14 protein-coding genes are annotated in these 19084 nt (G+C 69.2%); 12 read left to right on the forward strand and 2 right to left on the reverse strand.

The window, feature by feature from the left end; genetic code table 11:
- Window positions 1–17 precede the first annotated feature (17 nt).
- From FBZ83_RS06665 to FBZ83_RS06710, 10 genes are all read left to right on the forward strand, one after another.
- Window positions 18–1169 (forward strand): Gfo/Idh/MocA family protein, encoded by a 1152-nt coding sequence (locus FBZ83_RS06665; RefSeq protein ID WP_145681594.1) that lies wholly within the window; start codon window positions 18–20, stop codon window positions 1167–1169.
- A gap of 16 nt (window positions 1170–1185) precedes the next feature.
- The gene (locus tag FBZ83_RS06670) at window positions 1186–2358 is read left to right on the forward strand and encodes a dihydrodipicolinate synthase family protein (RefSeq protein ID WP_145681595.1); all 1173 of its coding nucleotides are present in this window, start codon (window positions 1186–1188) and stop codon (window positions 2356–2358) included.
- A 156-nt stretch (window positions 2359–2514) separates the two neighbouring features.
- Complete coding sequence (locus FBZ83_RS06675; RefSeq protein WP_145681596.1) at window positions 2515–3378, forward strand: sugar phosphate isomerase/epimerase family protein; 864 nt, start codon at window positions 2515–2517, stop codon at window positions 3376–3378.
- 214 nt (window positions 3379–3592) lie between these two features.
- On the forward strand, window positions 3593–4912 hold the full coding sequence (gene urtA / locus FBZ83_RS06680; protein ID WP_145681597.1) for an urea ABC transporter substrate-binding protein: 1320 nt from the start codon (window positions 3593–3595) through the stop codon (window positions 4910–4912).
- A gap of 188 nt (window positions 4913–5100) precedes the next feature.
- Window positions 5101–6705 carry an urea ABC transporter permease subunit UrtB gene (gene urtB, locus FBZ83_RS06685; RefSeq protein ID WP_145681598.1) on the forward strand — a complete coding sequence of 535 codons (1605 nt, stop codon included), beginning with the start codon at window positions 5101–5103 and terminating at the stop codon, window positions 6703–6705.
- 4 nt (window positions 6706–6709) lie between these two features.
- Window positions 6710–7849, forward strand: a complete 1140-nt coding sequence (gene urtC, locus FBZ83_RS06690) for an urea ABC transporter permease subunit UrtC (protein ID WP_145681600.1) — start codon at window positions 6710–6712, stop codon at window positions 7847–7849.
- A 5-nt stretch (window positions 7850–7854) separates the two neighbouring features.
- Window positions 7855–8601, forward strand: a complete 747-nt coding sequence (urtD, locus tag FBZ83_RS06695) for an urea ABC transporter ATP-binding protein UrtD (RefSeq protein WP_035675131.1) — start codon at window positions 7855–7857, stop codon at window positions 8599–8601.
- A 161-nt stretch (window positions 8602–8762) separates the two neighbouring features.
- The gene (gene urtE, locus FBZ83_RS06700) at window positions 8763–9458 is read left to right on the forward strand and encodes an urea ABC transporter ATP-binding subunit UrtE (protein ID WP_094306347.1); all 696 of its coding nucleotides are present in this window, start codon (window positions 8763–8765) and stop codon (window positions 9456–9458) included.
- Between the two features lie 195 nt (window positions 9459–9653).
- Complete coding sequence (locus FBZ83_RS06705; RefSeq protein WP_145681602.1) at window positions 9654–11066, forward strand: M20/M25/M40 family metallo-hydrolase; 1413 nt, start codon at window positions 9654–9656, stop codon at window positions 11064–11066.
- A gap of 507 nt (window positions 11067–11573) precedes the next feature.
- Window positions 11574–13265: a methyl-accepting chemotaxis protein gene (locus FBZ83_RS06710; RefSeq protein WP_145681604.1), complete on the forward strand. Its 1692-nt coding sequence runs from the start codon at window positions 11574–11576 to the stop codon at window positions 13263–13265.
- Between the two features lie 98 nt (window positions 13266–13363).
- Here FBZ83_RS06710 and FBZ83_RS06715 read toward each other — a convergent pair whose 3' ends face one another.
- Entirely contained in the window at window positions 13364–15811 is a 2448-nt protein-coding gene (locus tag FBZ83_RS06715) for an ankyrin repeat domain-containing protein (RefSeq protein WP_145681606.1), read from the reverse strand.
- 204 nt (window positions 15812–16015) lie between these two features.
- On the opposite strand from FBZ83_RS06715, the gene FBZ83_RS06720 reads away from it, so the two are divergent.
- Both FBZ83_RS06720 and FBZ83_RS06725 read left to right on the forward strand, forming a co-directional pair.
- Window positions 16016–16930, forward strand: a complete 915-nt coding sequence (locus FBZ83_RS06720) for an ROK family protein (RefSeq protein WP_145681608.1) — start codon at window positions 16016–16018, stop codon at window positions 16928–16930.
- A 93-nt stretch (window positions 16931–17023) separates the two neighbouring features.
- The gene (locus FBZ83_RS06725; protein ID WP_145681611.1) at window positions 17024–17353 is read left to right on the forward strand and encodes a hypothetical protein; all 330 of its coding nucleotides are present in this window, start codon (window positions 17024–17026) and stop codon (window positions 17351–17353) included.
- A gap of 233 nt (window positions 17354–17586) precedes the next feature.
- Here the strand turns inward: FBZ83_RS06725 and nagA are convergent, their stop codons facing one another.
- Window positions 17587–18774, reverse strand: a complete 1188-nt coding sequence (nagA, locus tag FBZ83_RS06730; RefSeq protein WP_145681613.1) for an N-acetylglucosamine-6-phosphate deacetylase — start codon at window positions 18772–18774, stop codon at window positions 17587–17589.
- Between the last annotated feature and the right edge of the window lie 310 nt (window positions 18775–19084).

The following is a 19084-nucleotide window of genomic DNA, read 5'->3' on the forward strand; positions in this document are numbered from 1 at the left end:
CCTAGGGAGTCCCCGACATGAGCACGAAGCGCCTTGGTATCATCATGCATGGCGTGACCGGCCGCATGGGCATGAACCAGCACCTGATCCGGTCGATCCTCGCCATCCGGGCGCAAGGCGGCGTCACGCTGTCCGACGGGTCCCGCGTCATGCCGGACCCCATCCTGGTCGGGCGCAACGCTGAGAAGATCCGCGAGCTGGCCCAGCGCCACGGGGTGGAGCGCTGGACCGACAATCTGGACGCGGCCCTGGCGAACCCCGACGACACGATCTTCTTCGACGCCGGCACCACCCAGATGCGGCCGACGCTGCTGGAGGCGGCGATCCGCGCCGGCAAGCACGTCTATTGCGAGAAGCCCATCGCCACCAACCTGGAGGAGGCGCTGCGCGTCGTCCGGCTGGCCGAGGAGGCCGGGGTGAAGAACGGCACCGTGCAGGACAAGCTGTTCCTGCCCGGCCTGCAGAAGCTGAGGATGCTGCGCGACAGCGGCTTCTTCGGGAAGATTCTCTCGGTGCGCGGCGAGTTCGGCTATTGGGTGTTCGAGGGCGACTGGCAGCCGGCGCAGCGCCCCTCCTGGAACTACCGGGAGGAGGACGGCGGCGGCATCATCCTCGACATGGTCTGCCACTGGCGCTACGTGCTCGACAACCTGTTCGGGCAGGTCAAGAGCGTCTCCTGCCTCGGCGCCATCCACATCCCGGAGCGCTGGGACGAGCAGGGCAAGCGCTATCAGGCCACCGCCGACGACGCGGCCTACGCCACCTTCGAGCTGGAGGGCGGGGTCATCGCCCACATCAACTCCTCCTGGGCGACGCGGGTGTACCGCGACGATCTGGTGACCTTCCAGGTGGACGGCACCCACGGCTCGGCCGTCGCGGGCTTGAGCGACTGCGTGATCCAGCCGCGCCAGGGCACGCCGCGCCCGGTGTGGAACCCGGACCAGAAGCAGACCATGGACTTCTACGCGACGTGGCAGCCGGTGCCTGACAACCAGCCGACCGACAACGGCTTCAAGACGCAGTGGGAATCCTTCATCCGCCACGTCGTCGAGGACGCCCCCTTCGACCATGGCCTGATCGAGGGCGCCAAGGGCGTGCAGCTCGTCGAGGCCGCGCTGAAGAGCTGGAAGGAGCGCCGCTGGGTCGACGTTCCCTCGCTGACCGCCTGACCGGAGGGCCTTGTCCATGGCACTGACCATCAAGCTGCCGCGCGCCGACCGGTCGTTGGAGACCTACGAGGTCGCCCCGGCGCGCGGCTTCCCCGCCCGCACCGACCGGCCCTTGAACCGCGTGGCCTATGCCGCCGCCCACATGGTGGCGGACCCGCTGGCCGACAACGACCCCTGGCTGACCCCGGCCATCGACTGGGACCGGACCATCGCCTTCCGCGAGCATTTGTGGGACCTCGGCTTCGGCGTGGCCGAGGCGATGGACACCGCGCAGCGCGGCATGGGGCTGGACTGGAACGCCTCGCTGGAGCTGATCCGGCGCTCCCTGACCGCGGCGAAGGCGCGCGGCAACGCGCTGATCGCCTGCGGGGCCGGCACCGACCATCTGGCGCCGGAGGACGCCCGCTCCCTCGACGACGTGATCCGCGCCTACGAGACGCAGGTCGCCGCGGTCGAGGACCTTGGCGGGCGGGTGATCCTGATGGCGTCGCGTGCGCTCGCCCGCGTCGCCAAGGGGCCGGACGACTATGTCCGCGTCTACAGCCGCATCCTGTCCCAGGTGCGCCAGCCGGTGATCCTCCACTGGCTGGGCGACATGTTCGACCCGGCGCTGGCCGGCTACTGGGGGACCAACGACTTCCCGGTGGCGCTCGACACGGCGGTCGGCATCATCAACGACTTCGCGGCCAAGGTCGACGGGGTGAAGATCTCCCTGCTGGACAAGGACAAGGAGATCGTCATGCGCCGCCGTCTGGCTCCCGGCGTGCGCATGTACACCGGCGACGACTTCAATTACGCGGAGCTGATCGCCGGCGACGCGGAGGGCCATTCCGACGCTCTGCTGGGCATCTTCGACGCCATCGCCCCGGCGGCGGCGGCGGCCTTGGCCGAGCTGGCGGCGGGCGAGGAGGGGCGTTTCCACGACATCCTGGAGCCCACCGTCCCGCTGTCCCGCCACATCTTCAAGGCGCCGACCCGCTTCTACAAGACCGGGGTGGTCTTCATGGCCTACATGAACGGCCACCAGGACCATTTCACGATGATCGGCGGGCAGGAGGGCACGCGCTCCACCCTGCATCTGGCCGAGATTTTCCGGTTGGCCGACAAGGCCGGACTGCTGCGCGACCCGGAGGAGGCGGTGTGGCGCATGGCCGACGTCCTGGCCGTCCGCGGCATCGAGGCGGTGTGAGGGGATAAGCCCCTCTCCCCTCTGGGGAGAGGGGGGTGCCGAAGGCGCCGGGTGAGGGGGTTCTCGGGGGACCGTACGCTCAGGCATCGCGGGACCCCCTCACCCCAGCCCTCTCCCCAGAGGGGAGAGGGGGCGAGAACGGAAAGGACCACGATCATGCGCGACTTCTCCGGCGATCATCGCTGGCTGTCCATCAACACGGCCACGGTGCGCAAGCAGGGCGACCTGCTGCAGATCTTCGACGCCTGCGCCCGCCAGGGCATCCGCGCCGTCTCGCCCTGGCGGGATCAGGTGGCCGCGGTGGGGCTGGACCGCGCCGTGCGGGCCGTAAAGGAGCTGGGGCTGGAGCTGTCCGGCTACTGCCGCGGCGGCATGTTCCCCGCCGATCCCGACCGCCGCGCCGAGGTGCGCGACGACAACCGCCGCGCGGTGGACGAGGCGGTGGCGCTGGGCGCCCCCTGCCTCGTGCTGGTGGTCGGCGGGCTGCCGCAATTCTCGCGCCCCGGCTCCCCGCCGTCCAAGGACATCGCGCTGGCCCGCGCCCAGGTCGAGGATGGCATCGCCGAACTGCTGGAGCACGCCCGCGGCGCCGGGATGCCGCTCGCCATCGAGCCGCTGCACCCGATGTACGCCGCCGACCGCGCCTGCGTGAACACGATGGGCCAAGCGCTCGACCTTTGCGACCGGCTGGACCCGCAGGGGACCGGCGCGCTGGGTGTCGCGGCGGACGTCTACCACGTCTGGTGGGACCCGGAACTGGAGGCGCAGATCCGCCGGGCGGGCCGGAATCGCCTGTGTGCCTTCCATGTGTGCGATTGGCTGGTGCCGACCGCCGACCTGCTGGAGGACCGGGGCATGATGGGTGACGGAATGATTGATATACCAATGATCCGTGGTTGGGTGGAAGCCGTTGGATTCCAAGGCTATTCCGAGGTCGAAATATTCTCGCGCCGCTGGTGGGCACGACCTTTGGATGAGGTGCTGGCGGTCTGTGTCGAACGGCATCGGTCTTCGGTGTGAATGGCTGCCTAAAAATCAGCCATTTCGGCAGAAATGAGTAAAATTCGATCATAAAAAGGCGGGCATGCATAATTCGTAAGCGAATACTGGGCTGCAAATCGCTGCGGATTCCTTGAACGGCCCTCCTGCCGACCGGCCGTGGCATCACATTTGCGAAGGATACCCCCGTGACGCCTGAGGCGGGCGTCAGACCAAAGAACGGGGGGTATTCACAATGTTGAAGACGGGGTTCCAGTCGGGCTTCAAGACCGGTCGCACCCTTGCGGCGGCCGCCGGCCTTGCCGTCACGTTCGCCGCGGGCTTCGCCGCCCCGGCGTCGGCCCAGGACACCATCAAGGTCGGCATCCTCCATTCCCTGTCGGGCACCATGGCGATCAGCGAGACCACGCTGAAGGACGTCATGCTGATGCTCATCGAAGAGCAGAACAAGAAGGGCGGCGTTCTCGGCAAGAAGCTGGAGCCGGTCGTCGTCGATCCCGCCTCCAACTGGCCCCTGTTCGCCGAGAAGGCGCGCGAGCTGATCAGCAAGGACAAGGTGGCCGCGGTGTTCGGCTGCTGGACCTCGGTCAGCCGCAAGTCCGTCCTGCCGGTGTTCGAGGAGCTGAACAGCGTCCTGTTCTACCCGGTGCAGTATGAGGGCGAGGAGTCCTCGCGCAACGTCTTCTACACCGGCGCCGCCCCGAACCAGCAGGCGATCCCCGCCGTCGACTATCTGGCGGAAAAGGAAGGCGTGCAGCGCTGGGTGCTGGCCGGCACCGACTACGTCTACCCGCGCACGACCAACAAGATCCTGGAAACCTACCTGAAGTCCAAGGGCGTGAAGTCCGAGGACATCATGATCAACTACACCCCGTTCGGCCATTCCGACTGGCAGAACATCGTCGCCGACATCAAGAAGTTCGGCTCGGCCGGCAAGAAGACCGCCGTCGTCTCGACCATCAACGGCGACGCCAACGTCCCCTTCTACAAGGAGCTGGGCAACCAGGGCGTCAAGGCGCAGGACATCCCGGTCGTCGCCTTCTCCGTGGGTGAGGAGGAACTGGCCGGCATCGACACCAAGCCGCTGGTCGGGCATCTCGCCGCCTGGAACTACTTCATGTCGGTGGACACGCCGGAAAACAGCGACTTCATCAAGAAGTGGCAGGCCTTCACCAAGAACGACAAGCGCGTCACCAACGACCCGATGGAGGCCCACTACATCGGCTTCAACATGTGGGTGAAGGCGGTCGAGAAGGCCGGCACCACCGACAGCAACGCGGTGATCGACAGCCTCGTCGGCGTGTCCGTCCCCAACCTGACCGGCGGCTATTCGGCCATGCTGCCGAACCACCACATCACCAAGCCGGTGCTGATCGGCGAGGTGCAGGAGAACGGCCAGTTCGAGACCGTCTCCAAGACGCCCGGCCTCGTGGTCGGCGACGAGTGGTCGGACTTCCTGCCGGACAGCAAGGACCTGATCTCCGATTGGCGCGCCCCGATGTCCTGCGGCAACTTCAACGTGAAGACCGGCAAGTGCGGCGGCAAGGGGTCGTGAGGACCGTCTGAACGCTTCTTGGTGACTGGCTGCGTGGTGCCCCCTCCCTAACCCTCCCCCGCTCTCGCGGGGGAGGGGATTGCTCCCTCTCCCGCCCAGCGGGGGAGGGAAGGGGCCCGCGAAGCGGGAAGGGTGGGGGCAACGCCCTCTTTTAGAATAACGACTTCCGACACATCACAGGAACCGCGATGCACCGCGCATTCTGCTGGCTGCTGGCCGCGTTTCTGGCGCTGGCCGCTCCTGCCTCCTTCGCCGCCGATCTGGCACCGCTGGTCCGCGGTTTGGGCGCCGGCAGCTACGCCGAGACCGAAAAGGCCATCGCCGGGCTGGCCGAGACGGGCGATCCCGCCGTCGTGCCGGTGATCGAGGCCCTTCAGGCCGGCGACCTGCACATCCGCAAGGCGGACGGCGCCGTGGTCGTCGCCAAGCGCGCCGGCAACGGCTACGCCCTGACCGACCCGCTGACCGGCGCCGCGCTGGGCGAGGCGGACCGCAACGCGGTCGAGAAAATCCGCATCAACAACGCCCTGCGCCGCACGATCAGCGCGACGCTCGGCGCGCTCACCCTGATGAGCCCCGACGCCAACACGCGCCGGCAGGCCGCCGAGGCGGTGTTCAAAAGCCGCGACGCCAACGCGCTGGACGCGCTGAACACGGCGCTGGCCAAGGAAACCGACGAGCGCGTGCGCCGCGCGATGACCCAGGCGCGGGCCTCCGTCCTGCTGGCCGGGGACGCGCCCGACGCCGACAAGATCGCCGCCGTCGCGGTGCTTCAGGAGCGCGGCGACCAGGACGCGCGGGCCCTGCTGAACGGCGCTGCCAACACGGGAAGCGACGCGGTGAAGGACGCCGCGACGAAGGCCATCGCGTCCGTCGAGCAGCGGCTCGCCCTGTGGGGTGCCGCGCAAAACCTATGGTACGGCCTGTCGCTCGGCTCGGTGCTGCTGCTGGCGGCGATCGGGCTGGCCGTCACCTTCGGCGTCATGGGCGTCATCAACATGGCGCATGGCGAGATGGTGATGATCGGCGCCTACGCCACCTTCCTGGTGCAGGAGGCCTTCCGCCAGTGGGCGCCGGGCCTGTTCGATTTTTCCATCCTGGTGGCGCTGCCGGTCGCCTTCCTGGTGTCCGGCGCGGTCGGCGTCGCCATTGAGCGCAGCGTGATCCGCTGGCTCTACGGGCGCCCGCTGGAAACGCTGCTGGCGACCTGGGGCCTGTCGCTGGCGCTCCAGCAGGCGGTGCGCTCCATCTTCGGGCCGACGAACCGCGAGGTCGGCGCGCCCTCCTGGATGTCCGGCGCCTTCGAGCTGGGTGGGCTGACCATCACCTACGGACGGCTGTGGATCGTCGTCTTCGCCTTCCTCGTCTTCGGCGCGCTGCTGGTGGCGCTGCGCAAGACCTGGTTCGGGCTGAGCATCCGCGCCGTCACCCAGAACCGCAGCATGGCCAACGCCATGGGCATCCGCACCGCGCGGGTGGACGCGCTGACCTTCGGGCTCGGCTCCGGCATCGCCGGGCTGGCCGGGGTGGCGCTGAGCCAGATCGACAATGTCAGCCCCAACCTGGGCCAGGGCTACATCATCGACAGCTTCATGGTCGTGGTGTTCGGCGGTGTCGGCAACCTGTGGGGCACGCTGGTCGGCGCGCTGGCGCTCGGCGGCGTCAACAAGTTCCTGGAGCCCTACGCGGGCGCGGTGCTGGGCAAGATCCTGGTGCTGATCTTCATCATCCTGTTCATCCAACGGCGTCCGCGCGGCCTGTTCGCGCTGAAGGGCCGGGCGGTGGAGGCCTGATCCGATGCTGACCCGTTTCTTCCTGATGGGCCTCGACAAGAAGGCCGGCGTGCTGCTGACCGTCCTGGCGGTGCTGGCCGTGGCGGTGCCGGTGATGGCGCTGGGCACCGCCCCGGACTCGCCCTGGCACCTCTCCACCCACACGGTGGCGCTGCTCGGCAAGTATCTGTGCTTCGCCCTGCTGGCGCTGTCGCTCGACCTCGTCTGGGGCTTCGTCGGCATCCTGTCGCTGGGGCACGCCGCCTTCTTCACGCTCGGCGGCTACGCCATGGGCATGTACCTGATGCGGCAGATCGGCTCGCGCGGGGTCTACGGCAACGCCGACCTGCCGGACTTCATGGTCTTCCTGAACTGGACGGAGCTGCCCTGGTACTGGCACGGCTTCGACCAGTTCTGGTTCGCCGCGATCATGGTGATGCTGGTGCCGGGCCTGCTGGCCTTCGCCTTCGGCTGGTTCGCCTTCCGCTCGCGCGTCACCGGCGTCTATCTGTCGATCATCACGCAGGCGATGACCTTCGCGCTGATGCTGGCCTTCTTCCGCAACGACATGGGGCTCGGCGGCAACAACGGCCTGACCGACTTCAAGGAAATCCTGGGCTTCGACGTCCAGGCCGCCTCGACCCGCGTCGGGCTGTTCGTGGCGACGGTGGTGGCGCTGGCGGCCGGCTACATCCTGGCCTCGGCCGTGGTGGCGTCCAAGCTGGGCAAGGTGCTGATCGCCGTGCGCGACGCGGAGAGCCGGGTGCGCTTCCTGGGCTACGAGACCGACCGCTACAAGCTGTTCGCCTGGACGCTGTCGGCCTGCATGGCCGGCGTGGCGGGCGCGCTCTACGTGCCGCAGGTCGGCATCATCAACCCGTCGGAGTTCTCCCCCGCCAGCAGCATCGAGGCGGTGATCTGGGTCGCCGTCGGCGGGCGCGGCACGCTGGCCGGGCCGGTGCTGGGCGCGGTTCTGGTGAATTTCGGTAAGAGCTACTTCACGGCGGCGCTGCCGGAGCTGTGGCTGTTCGCGCTGGGCGGCCTGTTCGTTCTGGTCACCCTGTTCCTGCCCAGGGGCATCCTCGGTCTGGCGGCGCAGCTCCGCGACCGGCTGCCGGCGCGCGCCACGGTCACCGCCAAGCCGGCGGACCAGAAGGGAGTCTGAGAGACATGAGCACCGAAGACACCCTGCTGTATCTGGACGGCGTGTCGGTCAGCTTCGACGGGTTCCGGGCACTGAACAGCCTGTCTCTGGTCATCGAGCCGGGCGAGATGCGGGCGATCATCGGGCCGAACGGCGCCGGCAAGACGACCATGATGGACGTCATCACCGGCAAGACCCGGCCCGACACCGGCACCATCCTGTTCGAGGGCCGCACCGACCTGACCAGCCTGCGCGAGCCGGCCATCGCCAACCTGGGCATCGGCCGCAAGTTCCAGCGCCCCACCGTGTTCGAGATGCACACCGTCTGGGACAATCTGGAGCTGTCGCTGAAGGCACCGCGCCGCCCGCTGAAGACGCTGACCTATTCGGCCACGCGGGAGGACCGGGCGCGGATCGAGGAGATCCTCGACATCACCCGCCTGTCGCCGCGGCGCGACCGTCCGGCGGGCAGCCTGTCGCACGGCGAGAAGCAGTGGCTGGAGATCGGCATGCTGCTGGCCCAGGACCCGAAGCTGCTGCTGGTCGACGAGCCGGTGGCCGGCATGACCGACGCGGAGACGGAACAGACCGCCCACCTGCTGAAGGACATCGCCGGCAAGCATTCGGTGATCGTCGTGGAGCACGACATGGTCTTCGTCCGCGAACTGGGCGTGAAGGTCACGGTGCTTCACGAGGGCTCGGTGCTGGCCGAGGGCTCCCTCGACACGGTGAGCGCCAACAAGCAGGTCATCGACGTCTATCTGGGCCGGTGACGCAAATGTATTTCCCTCGCCCCTCTGGGGAGAGGGTCAGGGTGAGGGGGCGCCCGAAGGGCGGAAACGCAGCCTCATTGCAGAGCTTTTCCGGCCTGCAGCCGCCCCCTCATCCTTAACCTTCTCCCCGGAGGGGAGAAGGGATTCAGGAGAAAACAAGCATGCTCGACGTACGGTCTGTCGATCTCCATTACGGCGCGGCGCAGGCGCTGCGCGGCGTGTCGCTGACGGCGGAGGTGGGAAAGGTCACCTGCCTGCTGGGGCGCAACGGCGTCGGCAAGTCCTCGCTGCTGCGCGCCATCGTCGGGCTGAAGCCGGTGACCGGCGGCACCATCGCCTGGGACGGCGGCGACATCACCAAACTCGCCCCGTCGGAGCGGGCGCGGCGCGGCATCGCCTACGTCCCGCAGGGGCGCGAGATTTTTCCGTTGCTGACGGTGCGGGAAAATCTGCTGACCGGCTACGCGCCGCTGAAGCGCGCCGACCGCTCGATCCCCGACGAGGTGTTCGAGCTGTTTCCGGTGCTGAAGTCCATGCTGGACCGCCGCGGCGGCGACCTGTCGGGCGGGCAGCAGCAGCAGCTCGCCATCGGGCGGGCGCTGGTGACGCGGCCTCGGCTGCTGGTGCTGGACGAGCCGACCGAGGGCATTCAGCCCAGCATCATCAAGGACATCGGGCGGGCCATTTCCTACCTGCGCGACAAGGGCACCATGGCGATCCTGCTGGTCGAGCAGTATTTCGAGTTCGCCCGCGATCTGGCCGACGACTGGGCGGTGATGGAGCGCGGCGAGGTCATGCTGGCGGGCAGCCGCGACGGGCTGGAGGAGAGCGAGGTCCGGCGGTATCTCACCGTCTGATACGCCTCCGTCCGGGGCATCCTCGCGAAGGCGGAGCCGCGGTTCCGCCATCCTGTGCTTCCCCTGGCGGGCACCGGAAACCCCGCCGTCGCGAGGAGGGCACGCGAGGATGGCACCCCTGCGCTTTGTGGTGCTTGGCGCGCAAGCGCGATGCGCTACCATCGCTGCCATCATTCACACCGAAGGCAGTTCCGAATGTCGAGCGTCCTGTCAGCCGACCCCGTTCTCCAGCAGGTTGACCGCAGTTTCGAAGACTCCCTGGGCCGCCTCTGCGATCTGCTGCGCATCCCCAGCGTCAGCACCGACCCGGCCTACAAGGGCGACGTGCGCCGCGCCGCCGACTGGCTGGTCCGCGAACTGAGCGGGCTGGGCTTCGACGCCTCCGTGCGCGAGACGGCCGGCCATCCCGCGGTCGTCGCCCATCACCCGGGGCCGGGCGGCGCCTCCGACGATGGGGATGTGCCGCACATCCTCTATTACGGCCATTACGACGTGCAGCCGGCGGAGCCGCTGGAGCTGTGGAACAGCCCGCCCTTCGAGCCGGCCATCGTCGAGGCCGAGCATGGCCGCCGCATCGTCGCCCGCGGTGCCGTGGACGACAAGGGCCAGGTGATGACCTTCATCGAGGCGTTCCGCGCCTGGCACGCCGTGCACGGCACGCTGCCGATCCGCGTGACCGTCCTGCTGGAGGGCGAGGAGGAGACCGGCAGCCCGAACCTGCTGCCCTTCCTCAAGGCCAACGCGGAAGAGCTGAAGGCGGACGTCTGCGTCATCACCGACACCAACGCCTGGAACATCGACACCCCGGCCATCACCACGCGGCTGCGCGGCCTGCTCTACGTCGAGGCGACGCTGCATGGGCCGAGCCACGACCTGCATTCCGGCATGTTCGGCGGCGCGGTGCTGAATCCGATCAACGCGCTGACCCGCATCCTCGGTCAGATCCACGACGAGAACGGCCGCGTCCGCTTCCCCGGCTTCTACGACGACGTGGCCGAGCCCACGGACGAGGAAAAGGCGATGTGGCACGACCTCGGCTTCGACGAGGGGGCGTTCCTGGCCGGCGTCGGGCTGACGACCCCGGCGGGCGAGGCCGGGCGCAGCGCGCTGGAGCGGCTGTGGTCGCGCCCGACCTGCGACATCAACGGCATCTGGGGCGGCTACACCGGCGAGGGGTCCAAGACGGTCATCGCCTCCAAGGCGTCGGCCAAGCTGTCCTGCCGCCTCGTGCCCGCCCAGGACCCGGAGAAGATCCTGGCCGGGATCAAGAGCTTCCTGGAGGAGCGCACACCAGCTGACGGACGGTGGGAGATCAAGGTGTTCGGCCGCTCGCCGGGCGTCCAGGTGCCGACCGACAGCCCCTATCTGCGCGCCGCCATGGCGGGGCTGGGCGACGTCTTCGCCAACAAGCCGGCGCTGGTCGGCAGCGGCGGTTCAATCCCGGTCGGCGGCTACATCCGGCAGGCGCTGGGCTTCGACTCGATCTTCGTCGGCTTCGGGCTGGAGGATGACCGCATCCACTCGCCCAACGAGAAGTTCGAGGTGAAGTGCTTGCACAACGGCATCCGCTCGCACGCCGCCATGCTGGCGCGCTTCGCCGCTCTCTGATCCGTCCCAAACGGTACGTTTTTCTGGTTCGGCCCGCGGCTGCGCATCGCGCCCGCGGGCCTATTTTTTTGCCCGTTCGGCATCGGTTGGCGTCCTGTGACTCGGCGGCGAAATAAACGCTTCCCAAGCGAGAAACTTTAAAAAACCTGGGAGAAACAAATAAAAAGAAAAAAGATTAGAGCTTTCAAGGTGTTTTAACCGCTGATTTACTTGTTTCATGCGATAAAAAGCGGGTCAAGCGCAGTTCTTATTTGTATGTGCGTGCGGTGCCAAATATCAAAAAGGCCAAGGGCCTAGACAAAAGGCATCAACAGTCCGTCTTGAGATCAAGCGTGCGACCGCTGTTCCTGTGCGTTGGAGAAACTCCCACGTGATCCGCCATCCTGCCGGGATCGCGTGGTTCATCGCGGGTGGCACCCTTCGCGATGCGTGGAAGAATCAATAAAAACAGAAATTCGCACAGGACAGCGCGCTGATTTGCCCGTGAATTCGTGGAGGGAGTGTCGGATGTCTGTTTTCTCGAACGTTACGATTAAGACGAAGATCGTGTCTTCGTTTTCCATACTGGTTATGTTCATCATCGGCTTGGGTCTTTTCAGCATAGACCGCATTTCGACGGTGAATGACGCGGGGAAGGACATCCGCGACAACTGGCTGCCGAGCGTCGGCGAGATCGCCCGGCTGACCGACTATTTCGAGTTCTATCGAATCCTGGAGTCCGCCCACATCTTCGCCCCCGACACCGCCCAGAAGGCCGAGGAGGAGAAGACCTTGGCGACGGCGCTGGAGAACTTTCAGGACGCTGCCCGCAAGTACGAGGCGATGGTGACACCCGGCTATGAGAGAGAGACGTTTCAAAAACTCATGGGCTATTGGGAGCGCTACCAAAGCCTGAGCAAGGAGAAGGTGCTTCCGCTGTCCCGCGCCGATCGCTTCGACGAGGCCGCCGCGCTCTTCCGGGGTGAATCGCGGGTCGAGTTCCGCAAGGCTCAGGCGCTGATGCGCGACCTGAGCCAGTTCAACGTCCGCAACGGCCGCCTCGCGGCCGATCAGGGCGAGGCGACCTACGGGTCGAGCAAGACCCTGCTCATCATCGCCATCGGGGTGGCGGCGGTCCTTAGCGCTCTCATGGGGTTGGCGATCGTCGCCGGCGTCTCCAAGCCGATCCAGCAGCTCACTGCGGTGATGAATCGGCTGGCGGGGCGCGAGCTGACGGTCGCCGTGGACGGCGCGCAGCGCAAGGACGAGCTGGGCGCCATGGCCCGCGCTGTCCAGGTCTTCAAGGACGGGCTGATCGAGGCGGACCGGCTGACCACCGCCCAGGCGGCGGAGCAGGCGGCCAAGCAGCGGCGGGCGGAAGCCGTCGAGCGTCTGGTGAACCGGTTCGGGGACTCCTCCGCGGCCTCCCTGCGCACGGTGGCCGCCGCCGCCTCGGAGCTGGACGCCACCGCCCACAGCATGACCTCCATGGCCGAGCGGACCAACATCCAGGCGACCGCCGTCCAGGCGGCGGCGGAGCAGACCAGCGCCAATGTCCAGACCGTCGCCTCGGCCACCGAGGAGATGGCCAGCTCGATCCGCGAGATCGCGACGCAGGTGTCGCGTTCCTCGGAGATCGCCGGTCAGGCGGTGGCGCAGGCGAACCGCACCAACGAGACGGTGCGGGGTCTGGTCGAGGCCGCGCAGAAGATCGGCGAGGTGGTCAGCCTCATCACCAACATCGCCAGCCAGACCAACCTGCTGGCGCTGAACGCGACGATCGAGGCGGCGCGAGCGGGCGAGGCCGGCAAGGGCTTCGCCGTCGTCGCCGGCGAGGTGAAGCATCTCGCCTCCCAGACCGCCAAGGCGACCGACGAGATCGCCGCCCAGATCGCCGCCATCCAGGGCGCGACCGACGGCGCGGTGCGCGACATCTCGGCCATCGGCGGCATCATCGGGCAGATCAACGACATCTCCACCGCCATCGCCGCCGCCATCGAGGAGCAGGGCGCTGCGACCAACGAGATCTCCCGCAACGTTCAGGAGGCCGCGACGGGCACCCATCAGGTCTCCGGCAGCATCACCGAGGTCACGCTGGCCGCCGGCGAGACGGGGGCGGCCGCCGGTCAGGTGATGAGCGCGTCGGGCGAGCTGGCCCGCCAGTCAGAGACGCTGCGCAAGGAGATCGAAAGCTTCCTGGCGGAGATCAAAGCCGCCTGAACGGGCAACCGGTTCGGGGAGTGGGTCGACAGGGTCCACATGCAAGAACGGCGGGCGTCCCGGGGGCGCCCGCCGTTCTCATGTTTAAAGTGATGCTCTCAGCGCGGCTTCAGCGCCTCGACCACCTGCATGTGGCCCTGCAGCGCGCCGAGGGTGAGGGCGGAGTTGCCGGCGGTGTCCATGCGGAACGGGTTGGCACCGCGCTCCACCAGCATCCGGGCCACGCGGTCGTGGCCGTTGTTGGCCGCGTACATCAGGGCCGACCAGCCGTGGCTGGCCACCCGGTCCACCGACACGCCGCGGTCGACCAGGATCTTCACCACCCCTTCATGGCCACGGGCGGCGGCGGCCATCAGGGCGGTCTTGCCGTCGTCGTTGGTGGCGTCGAGTTCGGCCCCGGCGGCGGCCAGCGCGTGGATGACCGCCTCGTGCCCGCCCCAGGCGGCGTACATCACCGCGGTGGCGCCGTCGGCGGTGCGCAGCTCCGTCTTGGCGCGGCGGTCGATCAGCAGCCGCACCGCGTCGGTCAGCCCCTGTTCCGAGGCCAGCATCAGCAGGGTCTTGCCGTTGTCCACCCGCTTGTTCGGATCGGCGCCGCCGTCCAACGCTCGCTTCAGCTCGTCGGTGCGGTGCATCAGGGCGATGGCGCCGTCACGGCTGTCCAGGCCGGGGCGGACCTCCGCCTTGGCCGGGGGCGCCGACGGGGTGCCGGACGCGGCGGCACCCGCGGAGGCGGTGGCAGCGTTGGCGGCGGGAAGCACACGCCCTTCGCCGGCCGCCTTGATGCGGTCGCGCAGGTCGCCGGTGTTGGGGGCGACGATCAGGGCGCGCTCGTAGAAGCGCCGCGCCTCGTCCCAATTGCCGTCACGCTCCGCCAGCGAGGCCCAGCGGCGGTAAGTCTCCTCCATGGTGGTCAGGAGTTCCTGGATCTCCGGCGTCGCCGGGGCGATCTCGCGCAGCCGCGACACCGTCTCGTAGGCGTTGTTGTTCGGCGGTGTGGTCAGGAGCTTGGCGGCGATCTGCCGGCGGGCCTGATCGACCAGGGTGCGGACGCGCGGGTTCAGGCCGTTGTCGCTGGCCGAGAAGGGCGTGGACGCCGTGGGCGCCGCGGGCTGCGGCATCGCCGGGGCGGCCATCTGGGGCGCCGGCTCGTCGACCAGCGGCGGCAGGGTGGCGGAACCGGTCGGGCCTTCGCTCTGCTCCGTGCGGTATTCCGTCGCCCGCGGCTTGGGCGGCGTGGTGTTCTCCACCGCCAGCGGATCGGCCGCCGGCGGCTTCGGGGCCTGGGCCGCCGGCGTGGCGGGCGGCTGCTCCGGCTTCGCTGCCACGACCGGGGTCGGAGCCGGGGTCGGCGTCGTGGCCGGTGGGGCGGCCGGCGGGGCAGCCACACTGCGCGCGGCCGGCGGCGGAGCGTCCGTCCTGGTCGGGGCTGTCGGCGACGGGCCGGCGACCGGCACCCCCGCCTCGGCGGGGAGGGAGGCGAGATAGGGGTTCTGCGGCCGGGCGACCGCCAGCGTGTCGGGACCGCGGCTGCCCAGGCTGGGCTCGTCCGCGAACGGCCCGAACGGAAGGTTCACCCGCTCCGTCACGAAGCCGCGGAGGTCGTGCCAGCCCTGCCGGGCGTAGTCGAGCGCCCGCTCGGGGGTGGCTCCGGGAACGGTCAGGGCCACGCCGGCGCCGGCGGCGCCGAGCAGGATGAGCGTGGTGATCGCCGCGCCGGCCAGCGCGGCGCGGCGGCGCGGGCGCTTCACGGGCAGATCGGCGACCGGGGCGCCGGCCTCCGGGATCGTCCAGCCGTCCGGCGCGTCCCAGTCGTTGGCCGGCCAGTCGTTGGCGTCGCGCTCCGCCGCCCGGCGTGGCGGCGGGGGAGCGGCGCGCGGCGGCGCGGCCACCGGCCCGGCGACGGGGCTGGCGGACGGCCCGGCGGACGGTATGGCGACGGTGGGGGTGACGGACGGGCCGGCGCCGGGCGTCATGCGGTAGATCACGCCAAGCTCGCGCACCGCCTCGGCCAGCCCGGGGCGGGCCAGGGTCCGCTCCATCTCCGGCGTGCCGCAGAGCAGGACCTGGAGGAAACGCCCGCTCGGCGTCTCGGAGCGGGTGAGGTCGATCAGGTCGGCCAGCGTCGGGGCGGCCAGCACGCCGGCGTTCTCCACAGCCAGCAGGCCGGTGCCGGCGAGGTCCAGCCGCTCCTCCAGCTCCTCGATCAGCGTGTCGAAATCGCGGTCGCCGCTGTCCGACGGCAGGGCGGCGTCGCCGGCGGCGGACACCAGATCGTCCACCTGCGCCCCGGCGCTCGCGGCGACCGGAAGCACCAGCGCCCCGTCCGAGCCGACCTGCTCGACGAGCTGGTGGAAGACCGCTGCCCGTCCGGACCCGGCCTCGCCGACCAGCACCAGCAGCCGTTTGCGCGCCAGCAGAGCCAGGAGAAGGCCGTCGAAGACCTCCGTCTGGTCGGGGCGCAGGCCGGTGGCCTGGGGTTGGGGCTTCGCCTTCGCCGCAGAGCGATTCGAGGATGGCGTGGCTTTCGGAGCGGAACGGTCCATGGGGGCGCGCGCAATCCAATTGATGGGACGTGACACTCCTGACTCTAGTGGTCCGCCGCCGTCCTGCGACGGTGCAAAGGGACGGGACCGCCACCTCTTATGGAGGAGGCGCGCGTCGGGATGGCTGATTCGGGCGGAGCGCTGCGCTATAGGGGGGACTGCTTTTCCACCCCCTTCACTGTCCACCCGCGCTGGGAGTCCGTCATGGGCATGGGTCCGATGCGAATCGGCGTCGATCTGGGCGGCACCAAGATCGCCGCCACCCTCCTGGCTCCGGACGGGACGGAGCGGGCGCGGCATCGCGCCGCCACGCCGCGCGGCTATGCGGAGACGCTGCAGGCGCTGGCCGGCGCCGTAGCGGCGCTGGAGGAGCGGGCTGGGTGCGAGGACGCCACGGTCGGGCTGTGCCTGCCCGGCATCGTCGACGGCGCCGCCGGCACGGTGCGCGCGGTCAACCTGCCCTGGCTCGACGGGCGGCCCTTCGCCGCCGATCTGGCGCGGGCGCTGGGCCGTCCGGTGCGGATCGCCAACGACGCCAACGCCTTCGTCCTTTCGGAGGCGGTGGACGGGGCCGCCGCCGCGGCGCCGCTGGTCTTCGGGATCATCCTCGGCACCGGGGTCGGCGGCGGGATCGTCGCGGACCGGCGCATCCTGGCCGGCGCCAACGCCCTCGCCGGGGAATGGGGGCACAACCCGCTGCCCTGGCGGGTGGCGGAGGACGGCCCGCCTGTGCCCTGCGGCTGCGGGCGGGAGGGCTGCATCGAGACGCTGCTGTGCGGCGCCGGGCTGGCCCGCTTGCACCACTGGCGCACCGGGGAGGCGCTGGACCCTCCGGAGATCGCCGCCCGCGCCATGGCCGGCGACGCGCAGGCCCGGGCGACACTGGCCCGCCACGCCGACGCGCTGGCCCGCGCGCTGGCCGCCGTCATCAACCTGCTCGACCCCGACGCGGTGGTGGTCGGAGGCGGTCTGTCGGACCTGCCTGGGCTGTACGAGGCCGTGCCGGCCCTGTGGGGGCGCTGGGCGCTGAGCCCGGTGCCGCGCACCCGCTTCCTCCGGGCGCACCATGGCGCCGAAAGCGGTATGCGCGGCGCGGCGTGGCTTTGGCCCAAGGACTGATTCCGTCGGTCCGCGGCATGATGCCTAAGGGCAATGTCTCTAAATTGGCGCAGCTTTTGCTCTATACCCTCCGACACGGAAGGGAGAGGGCCCATGTTCGGCTTCATCACGGGGTTTCAGAAGGGGCAGCGCGGGTCTTCGCTGCAAACTGCAAATCAAAATGCCTATCGCAATATGCAGAAAGCGGCGGCGTCGCTTCCTGCGAACGGCGTACTGGCCAAACGTCAGTTGGAGGAAGCCTGCGTGCGCCTTCAGGACGCCGCCGACGACCTGGAATCGGTGCTGTCAGGGATGCCTATGCCGGCCGGCCGGGCCGACCTGAACGAGGCGATCGGCACGATCATGGAGACGTTGAGGCTCGTCGCCTCCGCCCATGCGCGGCTGGAACACCCGCAGATCCATGGCGGCGCGCTGGCCGACTGACGACGCCGGCGGGGCCTCCCATAACGCGAAAGGGCGGCTCCGCCGGGGAGCCGCCCTTTCGCGTGTCCGGAGACCCGGCCTCCGATCACTCGGAAACGGTCTGCCAGAAGAAGAACACGACGGCCAGAACCATCAGGGCGATGTCCATGGGTAACTCTCCTCGAAGCTGCGTATGAGGGTCGAAATTCTGGCGCCTCTATACGACAGTTTTGCGCGCGCGTGCAGGGGGTGTTTCACGAAAGCGCCATTTTGCCGCCGATCCAGGTCGCCCGCACCCGCAGCCGCTCGTCGAGATGCACGAGGTCGGCGGCCAGACCGGGCCGGATGCGGCCGCGCCGTCCCGCCATGCCCATGAAGTCGGCGGGATAGGCGGCGGCCATGCGCAGCGCCTCGTCCAGCGGGATGCCGACCCGCTCCACGGCGTTGCGCACCGCCGTCGCCATGTCCAGGGCCGACCCGGCCAGCGTGCCGTCGGCGGTGACACATCGCCCGTCCTCCACCCGGATGTCCTCGCCGTAGAGCTGGAAGCTGCCGGCCAAGTGAGGGGCGGGCGCACCGACCGGGGGCATCGCGTCGGTCACCAGGAACAGCCGGCCACGGGCCTTCGCCTTCCAGGCCAGCCGGACGGAGGCGTCGTGGACGTGGTGCCCGTCGACGATGATCCCGCACCAGACCGCGTCGTCCTCCAGCGCGGCCCCGACCATGCCGGGTTCGCGCGAGCCGAGCGGGCTCATGGCGTTGAACAGGTGGGTCACCCCGGTGATGCCGGCGGCGAAGCCGGCTTTGGCCTGCGTCCAGCTGGCGGCGCTGTGGCCGGCGGCGATGCGCAGGCCGGCGGCGGCCAGCCGGCGGACCGGCTCTGGCGGAACCGCTTCCGGCGCCAGCGTGACCAGCGCCGGCAGGCCGGAGAGGCCGCCGAGCAGGGCGAGGTCGTCGGCGTCGGGGGGCGCGATGAAGCGCGCGTCATGGACGCCGCGGCGCTCCGGCGCGATGTGCGGGCCTTCCAGATGGATGCCGAGCACGCCGGGCATCCCCTCCGCCATGGCGGCGCGCACCGCAGCGACGGCGGCGGCGCGCTTTTCCGCCGAATCGGTGATGAGGGTGGGCAACATGCCGGTGGTGCCGAAGCGGCGGTGCGCCTCGGCGATGCGGCGCAGCGTCGGCAGGTCGGGCGTGTCGTTGAACAGCGCACCGCCGCCGCCGTTCACCTGGAGGTCGATGAAGCCGGGGGCGAGGACGCCGCCGCCCAGGTCCGTCACCGCGGCCTCGGCCGGGATCGCCTCGGGCGCGATGATGGCGGCGATGGCCGGGCCGTCGATCAGCAGGGCGGCGCCCGCCAGCACCGAATCGCCGGTGTGGAGCGTGGCGTTGACCAGAGCCTTGAGCGGCCGGTCGGCGGCGGGGCTGTGTGCGTGATTCAAGTCGGCACCCGGTGGGCTGCGGCGGGGGAATAGGCGATGGGCCGACAGGAAAACCCGGCGGGCCCCGCGGCGCAAGGGGGCGTCGCACGGCAAAACCCTGCGCTCTGTGCGGATTATGCCGCTGGATTTGTTGGGGTGTGGTGTTTGTTAGGGATTGCCAGAAGGGACAGGTTTCTGGCAGAAAAAAGGCCGCTGACGAACAGCGGCCTGAGTTTAGGGAGGAAACGCCCAAGAAGGGCGAAGCAGCAATCTCTTGCTGCGCTGCAAAATTAACAAAGATCTCAGGTGGGTGAAAACCCCGAAGCAATGG

Origin of the sequence: Azospirillum brasilense (assembly GCF_007827815.1) — a bacterium.
GTDB classification, from domain to species: domain Bacteria; phylum Pseudomonadota; class Alphaproteobacteria; order Azospirillales; family Azospirillaceae; genus Azospirillum; species Azospirillum brasilense_C.